This is a genomic window from Planctomycetota bacterium (genome assembly GCA_038746835.1).
In the GTDB taxonomy this organism is placed as follows: domain Bacteria; phylum Planctomycetota; class Phycisphaerae; order Tepidisphaerales; family Tepidisphaeraceae; genus JBCDKH01.
In genome coordinates this window covers 1-8254 of record JBCDKH010000166.1, presented here as the reverse complement: position 1 = coordinate 8254, position 8254 = coordinate 1, and the positions used below count along the sequence as shown (strand labels likewise).

General features: G+C 65.7%; 10 protein-coding genes. 5 read left to right on the top strand and 5 right to left on the bottom strand.

Translation table 11 applies throughout. From position 1 onward, the window contains the following. Both AAGI46_13690 and fabD read right to left on the bottom strand, forming a co-directional pair. Nucleotides 1-478, bottom strand: a 478-nt coding sequence (locus tag AAGI46_13690; GenBank protein MEM1013257.1) for an SDR family NAD(P)-dependent oxidoreductase, incomplete at its 3' end; no start/stop codon positions are given. A 158-nt stretch (nt 479-636) separates the two neighbouring features. Next, nucleotides 637-1551 carry an ACP S-malonyltransferase gene (fabD, locus tag AAGI46_13685; GenBank protein MEM1013256.1) on the bottom strand — a complete coding sequence of 305 codons (915 nt, stop codon included), beginning with the start codon at nt 1549-1551 and terminating at the stop codon, nt 637-639. Between the two features lie 454 nt (nt 1552-2005). On the opposite strand from fabD, the gene AAGI46_13680 reads away from it, so the two are divergent. Continuing rightward, on the top strand, nt 2006-2959 hold the full coding sequence (locus tag AAGI46_13680) for a hypothetical protein (protein ID MEM1013255.1): 954 nt from the start codon (nt 2006-2008) through the stop codon (nt 2957-2959). 108 nt (nt 2960-3067) lie between these two features. On the opposite strand, the gene AAGI46_13675 is transcribed toward AAGI46_13680, so the two are convergent. Continuing rightward, complete coding sequence (locus AAGI46_13675) at nt 3068-3538, bottom strand: hypothetical protein (GenBank protein ID MEM1013254.1); 471 nt, start codon at nt 3536-3538, stop codon at nt 3068-3070. 191 nt (nt 3539-3729) lie between these two features. Between AAGI46_13675 and AAGI46_13670 the strand changes: the two genes are divergently transcribed. Further along, nucleotides 3730-4005 carry a DUF4212 domain-containing protein gene (locus AAGI46_13670; GenBank protein ID MEM1013253.1) on the top strand — a complete coding sequence of 92 codons (276 nt, stop codon included), beginning with the start codon at nt 3730-3732 and terminating at the stop codon, nt 4003-4005. Beyond that, complete coding sequence (locus tag AAGI46_13665; GenBank protein ID MEM1013252.1) at nt 4002-5939, top strand: sodium:solute symporter family protein; 1938 nt, start codon at nt 4002-4004, stop codon at nt 5937-5939. The genes AAGI46_13670 and AAGI46_13665 overlap by 4 nt, the downstream gene beginning before the upstream one ends. Before the next feature lie 34 nt (nt 5940-5973). Here AAGI46_13665 and AAGI46_13660 read toward each other — a convergent pair whose 3' ends face one another. After that, nucleotides 5974-6294, bottom strand: a complete 321-nt coding sequence (locus AAGI46_13660) for a hypothetical protein (protein MEM1013251.1) — start codon at nt 6292-6294, stop codon at nt 5974-5976. 123 nt (nt 6295-6417) lie between these two features. Here AAGI46_13660 and AAGI46_13655 point away from each other — a divergent pair, with 123 nt between their 5' ends. Both AAGI46_13655 and AAGI46_13650 read left to right on the top strand, forming a co-directional pair. Continuing rightward, a complete protein-coding gene (locus AAGI46_13655) occupies nt 6418-6897 on the top strand; it encodes a DNA starvation/stationary phase protection protein (GenBank protein MEM1013250.1) in 480 nt (159 codons plus the stop codon). Nucleotides 6898-6906: 9 nt separating this feature from the next. Then, nucleotides 6907-7719, top strand: a complete 813-nt coding sequence (locus AAGI46_13650) for an alpha/beta hydrolase-fold protein (GenBank protein ID MEM1013249.1) — start codon at nt 6907-6909, stop codon at nt 7717-7719. Here the strand turns inward: AAGI46_13650 and AAGI46_13645 are convergent. Then, nucleotides 7694-8254 (bottom strand): alkaline phosphatase (locus AAGI46_13645; GenBank protein MEM1013248.1); only part of this gene is annotated, 561 nt, incomplete at its 5' end. The genes AAGI46_13650 and AAGI46_13645 overlap by 26 nt on opposite strands.

Sequence of the window (8254 nt, the reverse complement as noted above, 5' to 3'; positions counted from 1 at the left end):
GGGCCGACTTGCTCGCGGCGTAGTTGGCCTGGCCGGCGTTGCCGAGTACGCCGCTCACGCTGCCGATGTTGATGATTCGGCCCTGCTTGCTCCGCATGAGCTGCCGGGCCGCGGCCTTGGTGGCGACGAAGACGCTCTTGAGGTTCGTCTGCAGCACCTCGTCGAACTGCTCATCGGTCATGCGGAGCAGCAGCGTGTCGCGCGTGATCCCGGCGTTGTTGACCAGCACGTCGATCCGCCCGTGCTCCTTGGCGACGGCGTCGATGCCGGATCGGATCGATTCGGCGTCGCCGACGTCCATGGAGACCGCCGACGCCGACCCGCCGGCCTGTTCGATCTCGCCGACGAGTTCCTGGAGCTTGTCGGCCGAGCGTGCACAGCCGACGACGTGCATGCCGTCGTGTGCGAGCTTCATGGCGATCGCCCGGCCGATGCCGCGGGACGCTCCAGTGACGATGGCGACGGGTTTTTCGGTCATGGCTGTTTATAGCCGATCGTGGTCAGAGATCGCGAAGACGCAAAGGCACGAAGAGTGACGCGAAGGAAAGAGGAGAGTCACACTCCGACACCACGTTCAATCACATGACCTTCGCGTCGGTCTTCGCGACTTCGCGTCTTCGCGATCTCCGGCGAAACTCAGCCGAGCGATTCGGCCGAGCCGAGGTTGGTCATCGTGGCCCGGCGGTCGACCTTCTTGAGCAGGCCGCTCAGCACGCGGCCGGGGGCGAGTTCGGTGAAGGCTGCATCGTCACCGACAAGCTTTTCGATCGTTTGCTGCCAGCGGACCGGCTCAACGACCTGTTGGACGAGGAGCTTCTTGATTGTCGCCACGTCGTCGCCGTGCGGCTCGGCCGTGACGTTGGCCCAGACAGGCGTCGCCGGGGACGCGAGGTCGACCTTGGCCAGGTCGTCGGCCAACCGGTCGGCGGCGGGTTGCATCAGCGGCGAGTGGAACGCCCCGGCCACGGCGAGCTTGACCGCCCGCACCTTCTGCTCGCCCGCCAGCTCCGCCAGACGATCGACGGCCGGCATCGCCCCGCTGCAGACGATCTGGCCCGGGCAGTTGTAGTTGGCCGGGACCAGAACCTCGCCGCCGGCGGCGCGCTCGCAGAGATCGCTGGCCTGGTTCTCGTCGACGCCGAGGAGGCTCACCATGCCGCCGGGCGTGCTGACGGCCGCCTCCTGCATGTACCGGCCGCGCGCCTGGACGAGCTTGAGGCCCGTTGCGAAGTCGAAGCAGCCGGCGAGGTAGAGCGCGGTGTACTCGCCGAGCGACAGGCCGGCGTAGCTGGTGACGTCGCTCGGCAGGCGATCCGCGGCTTGCGCCGCGGCGTGGGAGGCGATGCTGGTCGCGAAGATCGCCGGCTGGGCGATGTCGGTCTGGTTGAGTTGCTCCTCCGGCCCTTCGAAGCAGAACCGGGCAAGGTCGACGCCCAGCACGTCGTTCGCCTCGTCGTAGACGGCTTTGGCCGCAGAGTGGGCGTCCGCGTAGTCCTTGCCCATGCCGACGTGCTGGGCTCCTTGTCCTGGACACAGGATGTAGTTGCTCATGCGTCGAGCTTACGGGCACGTGTCACGGACGCGATCGACGTAGCCGCGGGCTTACAGCCCGCGGTTGAACTCGGAGCGCCCCCTTCGTGCGAACCGCGACCTGTAAGGTCGCGGCTACGGGGTTCTAACGCGGGCAATCATCAACCAAGCGAACCGAAACGCTGCTCGGCTTTGACGGAAGTGTTGTTCTGCATCATCCAGCAGTCCGCTCAAGACAGCCACGATGTTGCCACCGGCGGCAGTGTCGGTGACCATCTCGCGGATGACTGCTGGGCCAGGCAACGACGAGAGTGTTCAACGACACTCTGAGACGGTGTCGAACGAGCACCCTCCGTCATCCCGAGCGCAGCCGAGGGGCCTCGCCCGAAGTGGCTCACCTGGTCCCGACGAGGTCCTTCGACTCGCTCCGCTCGCTCAGGATGACGGATCGGAAACTCCTCGGAAACCATCGGAAGTGCCCGCGGCCGTGCTGGGCTATCGCGGTGTCGACGGACCTGGCAAGCCGGCGGGGATGATCGTCTGGGGCATTCTGCTCGTCTTGGCGGCGGCGGGTTTTGGCTGCATCACGGTTGCGACGCCACTGGCCATGATGGCGCCGGGGCCGCAGCAACTTCCCGTTGCTCAGTTCGTCGGGCTCGCCTTGACGTACATCGTGTTCGGCGGCGGATGTCTGGTACTGGGCATTGGCTGCATCACGTTCAAGCGATGGACCCGCAAAATCATGCTCGTCCTGGCATGGATGGGGATGCTCATGACGATGCTGACGATCCCCGTCACGCTCGCTTCCGCGGCGACAATCGACCTTGGACCGGGTGTTCAGGCTGGAGGTCGTATTGCCGCAATTTCGGGTGTGGTCTTCGCCAGCCTGCTCGGCATCGGCGTGCCGCTGGCTGCCATCCTCTACTTCAGGCGACCTGATCTTGAACAGCGGCTCGTTGCGATCGATCCTCGGCCGACGTGGACGGACCCGCTGCCGCTTCGGGTCCTGGCGTTGGCCCTGCTCTCAGCATTCACCGCCATCAGCTTTGGCCTTGCAGCGTTCACAGCAGTGACGCCGCTCTACGGCACGATCCTCAGCGGGCCGCCTGCTGCGGCGCTTCTGCTCGTCGAGGCCGGGCTGCTCGCGACGGGTTCCTGGCTGCTGATCAAGAACCGCCTCGGAGGCTGGCGGATCGCCCTGGGCATGGCGCTCTTCACGCTCACGTCGCAGCTCGTGACGATCGCCGTCCTCGGCGGAGAGACCGTCGGCATGGCCGCGGTGACACGCGAGCAGGCCGACGCCGTTCGTGGGAGTCCGATGCTCCGCACCGACGTTCAGATCGCCATGAACCTCATCTCACTCGTCGTCAGCATCGGCGTCCTGCTCTGGATCCGCCCGTTCGTCGGAAAGACCGCCGAATCGAATTGAACTCGAAGCTCGACGTGTCGGTCAGTCGTAGTAGAAGATCACGTCGCCCTTGAGGAAATCGTTGTACTGCTTGGCCCTCCAGCGGTCCCACTTCTCGATGCCACGGCGTTAGAGGCGTCGGGAGTCGTTTCGCGTTCGAGCGGTCCCGCCGACGATCATGGCACCGGCGATGATGAGCAGGTTTTTCAAGATGTACTGCCCCTCCATCGTCGGTGCGAAGTTCGATTGCCACGTCACATCAGGAAGGACGACCAGCGGCAGGAACGTGCCGACCATCTGCATCGCCAGCAGAAGGATCGCCAGCCTCAGCAATGGCCGCGCGAGGAAGCTGATGCCGATCGCGACCTCCCACCATCCGATCGCGTGAAGCATGAACTCTGCCGAGACCAGAGGAACCCAATTGACGGTCTGCAACACCAGCCCGGCCGCCGGACTCACTCCGAGCGGCTTGAGTATGCCAAAGACAACGAAGACAAATGCCAAGGCGTAGCGCATCGCCCAGATGCCGTTGCGTTCGAGCGTTTGGCTGATTCGCAGGTCGACCGTGTCGATGTGCGTCGTGATGGTCGGCATCCTCATCCGGACATCGTTGCGCACGACCCGCGCCGACCAAGGCGATTGCCTCGCGGCATTCGACCACATGCGACGACGTGTCGCGGGGCGCGGCACATGACGGAAAGCGCGTCAGCGAATCCCAAGTGCCAGCAACACCCGCTCGTTTGCGATCGCTCCTTCACCTGCTGTAGGTTGAAGCCAGCGGAAGGAGCAGTATGACCAATGACTTAGCGACCGCTTCGCGGCGGTATTGGCGATCGACGTTGACGTTCACGCTCAGCCTGCTGGCCGTCTGGGCGGCGGCGGGCGTGGGTGGCGGCATCCTCTTCGCCGGCTGGCTCAATCAGTTCAGCCTCGGCGGCATCCCGCTGGGCTTCTGGATGGCCCAGCAGGGCTCGATCGTCGTTTTCGTCGTGCTGATCCTGATCTACGCCGTCGGGATGAACGTGCTTGAGAGACGCTACCGACGCGAGATCGGCGGTGCGCGATGAGCACGGCCGTCTGGACCTGGGTCTTCGTCGGAGGCACCTTCAGCCTCTACCTCTTCATCGCCTGGCTCGCGCGCGTCCGCGATACCAAGGGGTTCTACGTCGCCGGCCAGGGCGTGCCCGCCATCGCCAACGGCATGGCCACCGCCGCCGACTGGATGAGCGCCGCCAGCTTCATCGGCATGGCCGGGCTCATCTCGACCCTCGGCTACGCGGGCGGCACGTACCTCATGGGGTGGACCGGCGGGTACGTCCTGCTCGCCCTGCTGCTGGCGCCGTACCTCCGCAAGTTCGGCAGCTACACCGTTCCCGACTTCATCGGCGACCGCTACGACTCGACCGCCGCCAGGCTCATCGCGGTGCTGTGTGCGCTGGTCGTCAGCTTCACGTACGTGGTCGGGCAGATGAAGGGCGTCGGCGTCGTCTTCAGCCGGGTCCTGCCGATCGAGCTGTGGCAAGGCGTGGTGATCGGCATGATCATCGTCTTCGTCTACAGCGTGCTCGGCGGCATGAAGGGCATCACCTGGACGCAGGTCGCCCAGTACTGGGTGCTCATCACCGCCTTTCTCGTCCCGGCCATCGCGATCAGCCTCAAGCTCACCGGCAGCCCCGTCCCGTCCATCGGACTCGGCTCGCCCGTCACCGAGGCCGTCGACCCGATGCGGCCGTATCTGCTGGAAAAGCTCACGAATCTCAACGAGGCCTTCGGCTTCGGCAGTTACACCGAGCCCGGGGCCATCGGCTACGACCGGCTCAACGTCCTGTGCATCACGCTCGCCCTCATGTTCGGCACGGCCGGGCTGCCGCACGTGATCGTGCGGTTCTACACGGTCAAGAACGTCAAGGCCGCGCGGTGGAGTGCGTTCTACGCGCTGGGCTTCATCGCTCTGCTCTACATGACCGCGCCGGCCGTCGGGGCGTTCGCCCGATACTACATGATCGACCCAGTCCAGGGCCTCAACGAACGGACGAGTGAGACGCTGCCCGACTGGTTCCAGAACTGGCGCACCAGCGGCCTGATCGACTGGGTCGACCTCGACGGCAACGGCACCGTCAGCTACACCGCCAACCGCACCGCGACGGTCAACGAGGCCGGCATCACGCCGAACGAGATCTGGAACCTCAGCGGCGTCGATCGCGACGTCCGCGAGACGATCCAGGACGACCCGACGGCGTGGGTCGCCGGTCAGGAAAACGCCCACGCCGAGCTCATCTCGCTCGGCGGAAAGCCGCAGCCGGACAATGACATCATCGTGCTGGCCACGCCCGAGATGGCGAACCTGGCCGACTGGCTGGTGGCCTTCGTCGCGGCCGGCGGTCTCGCTGCTGCGCTATCGACGGCGAGTGGATTGCTCCTGGTCATCAGTTCCAGCGTCGCCCACGACTTCTACTTCCGCATCGTCGCACCCGACGCCAGCGAGAAGCAGCGTTTGCTCGTCGGCCGAATCGCGATCGCGCTGGCGGTCTGTGTCGCGGGCTTCTTCGGCGTTCGGCCGCCGGGCTTCGCGGGCGAGGTCGTCGCGCTGGCCTTCGGGCTTGCCGCAGCGAGCTTCTTCCCGGCGATCGTGCTGGGCATCTTCACCAAACGCCTCGGCACCGTCCCCGCCGTCACCGGCATGATCGTCGGCCTGGGCTTCACCGCCTTCTACCTCGTCACGCAGAAGCCCGACGAAATCCTGACGCCCGTCGTCGGCCAGTTCCTCTTCGACCCCGACAGCCCGCTCCGCCAGCCATGGCTCTTCGGCCTCAACGCCCAGGGCATCGGCACACTCGGCATGGTGTTGAACTTCGCCGTCACGCTCGCCCTCATGCCCCTCTTCCCGCCGCCCAGCGAGAAGGTGCAAGCGATGATCGACACCATCCGCGAGCCCGAAGACCCGACCGTCCCGACCAAGCCCGCCATCCACGACGACGACGCGACGGCGGCGTTGCACTAAACCAGGAGCGTCGTGAACACGAGCGCGGCTCGGCCTACGACGCCCGCGGCAAAGTGGTGATCGTCAAGATGCTGAGCAGCAGTCGTGCGCCGAGGAGGAACACGATGCCGACCGTCGCGAAGAAGCCGGCGATCAGGCTGCCGATGGCGACGGTCGTTTCGGCCGGTTCCGACGCGTTGGTGACGAAGGGCCAGAGCAGCGGCGAGAAGTACGCCGACGTGATCGAGACCGATTTCATCGCAAAGGCAAACGCCATCATCTTCGCGATGGTGACGGTGTCGTCGCGAAGACCGGCGGACGTCGGTCGCGTCGGCTCGGCGAAGGCATGACGTCGGACTCGGTCGCTGGAGGCCATGCGACGCAGGATACCCGATTGGGGCCAAAGTCCATTGCTTTTGACGGACTTTCAATCGAAAACGAGTGCACTGAAAACGCCGCCTCAAGCTCCTTACCGGGCGTCGGCTCGTACCATCTCCCCATGAACCCCATCACACGCAATCCACTGTCAGAAGAGCACGCCAAGACGGTCGGATCGTGCCTGCAGATGATGCTGCCCAAGCTCACCGACCTCGGCCTCGCGGCCAAGCAGCTTCACTGGAATGTCGTCGGGGCCGAGTTCCTCAGCGTCCATGAGAAGCTCGACGAGGTCGTCGACACCGCGCGGAACGGCGCGGACACCGTGGCCGAGCGGATGGTTCAGCTCGGTCAGCCGGCCGACGGGCGTGCGAACAAGGTCGTCGAAGACGGCAAGCTCAGCGAGTCGCTGCCGACCGGCTTCGTCAGCGTCCCCGACGGCCTGACGCTCATCTGCGACCGCCTCATCGACGCCGTCAAGACCAACCGTCGAGCGATCGAAGGCGTCGGCGAGCTCGATCCGCTGACGGAGGACCATCTCATCGCCATTGGGCAGGAGCTCGAGGAGCAGCTCTGGATGCTCCAGGCGATGGAAGCCAAGTAGCATCGGCCGATGCGATCGTTCTTTGTCCTCTGCCTGCTCGTCCTTGCCGTGCCCACCCGGGCTGACGTCGAGCAGCATCGAGTTCCGTCGGCCGCGTTCGATGCCGAGCGGACGGTTCGCGTTTGGACGCCGCCTGACAACGTCGAGCCGGTCGGCGTGCTGTTCATGCACGACGCGCAGAACCTGTTCGATCCGAAGTCCGCGTCGTTCGGCGTCGCGTGGGAGGTCGACGAAGCGATGGCCCGACTCGTCGGTGACGGCACAGTCCCGCCGCTGCTGGTCGTCGGCATTGACCATGGCGGAAAGCAACGCATCGCCGAACTCACCCACGAGCCCGACCCGAGCTTCAACGGCGGCGGCCGGGGCGAGACCTACGCGACGTTCGTCCTCGACGAACTGGTGCCGTGGGTCGAAGCGACGTTCGACGTCACTTGCGACCCGGCCACGACCTACATCGGCGGGTCGTCGCTCGGTGGCCTCATGTCGCTGCAACTCGCCCACGACCACCCGGGCCGATTCGCCGGCGTCATCGCGATGAGCCCGTCGCTCTGGTGGAACGACACCGCCCTGCTCGACGCGATTGCGGCCGACGCATCGGCATTCGAGGGCGTGCGTGTCTGGCTCGACGTCGGCACCAAGGAAGGCCGAGGCGTCGAGGTGCACATCGCCAACCTCCGCCGCCTCGCCGGCGTCCTCGAAGCCGCCGGCGTGGCGTACGAGGTCATGATCGACGCCGACCACCCGAACCACAACGAAGCTGCCTGGGCCGCGCGGTTTCCGGCAGCCGTGACGTTCGTCACCGACGACGACGCAGCACGCTGACGCCGGCGATTGCCAGCAGCGAGGCCGTCGTCGGTTCGGGGATGACGGTGCTCATGACGCTGTAGACGTTGGTGTTGTCGATGAACTGGCCGCGGCGATCGTCGACTTCGGTGCTGAGGAAGTCGGCGAACAGCTCGCTGCCAGGGCCGCGGCTCCAGAGGGGGATGAGCTCGTTGGTGTGCTCGGTGCTCCACCAGATGCCCTCGGGCAGCTCACCCACACCGACGGCGTCGGGGGCGTCGAAGTACTCGGTGGCCGAGTCGTTGCCGAGGAACAGGCCGTTGGCGTGGTCGGTGGTGATGATCAGCAGCGTCTCGTCCCACGAGCTCTCGGTCTCAATCCAGTCGATGACCGCATCGACCGAGCGGTTGAACGAGAGCTGCTCCTCGACCATCCGCGGCAGGTCGTTGGCGTGGGCGGCCGAGTCGACGCTGCCGTTCTCGACCATCAGGAAAAAGCCGTCGTCGTCCTGCTCGAGCGTTTCGATCGCAGCGCGGCTGAGCACGTCGAGGTCGGGCATGACGAACGGCACGGC

Bases quoted from the DNA above. Each gene is read 5' to 3' on its own strand.
- AAGI46_13650 (MEM1013249.1), top strand. From the start codon at position 6,907: ATGCGATCGTTCTTTGTCCTCTGCCTGCTCGTCCTTGCCGTGCCCACC.
- AAGI46_13670 (MEM1013253.1), top strand. From the start codon at position 3,730: ATGACCAATGACTTAGCGACCGCTTCGCGGCGGTATTGGCGATCGACG.
- AAGI46_13655 (MEM1013250.1), top strand. From the start codon at position 6,418: ATGAACCCCATCACACGCAATCCACTGTCAGAAGAGCACGCCAAGACG.
- AAGI46_13660 (MEM1013251.1), bottom strand. From the start codon at position 6,294: ATGGCCTCCAGCGACCGAGTCCGACGTCATGCCTTCGCCGAGCCGACG.
- AAGI46_13675 (MEM1013254.1), bottom strand. From the start codon at position 3,538: ATGAGGATGCCGACCATCACGACGCACATCGACACGGTCGACCTGCGA.
- fabD (MEM1013256.1), bottom strand. From the start codon at position 1,551: ATGAGCAACTACATCCTGTGTCCAGGACAAGGAGCCCAGCACGTCGGC.
- AAGI46_13665 (MEM1013252.1), top strand. From the start codon at position 4,002: ATGAGCACGGCCGTCTGGACCTGGGTCTTCGTCGGAGGCACCTTCAGC.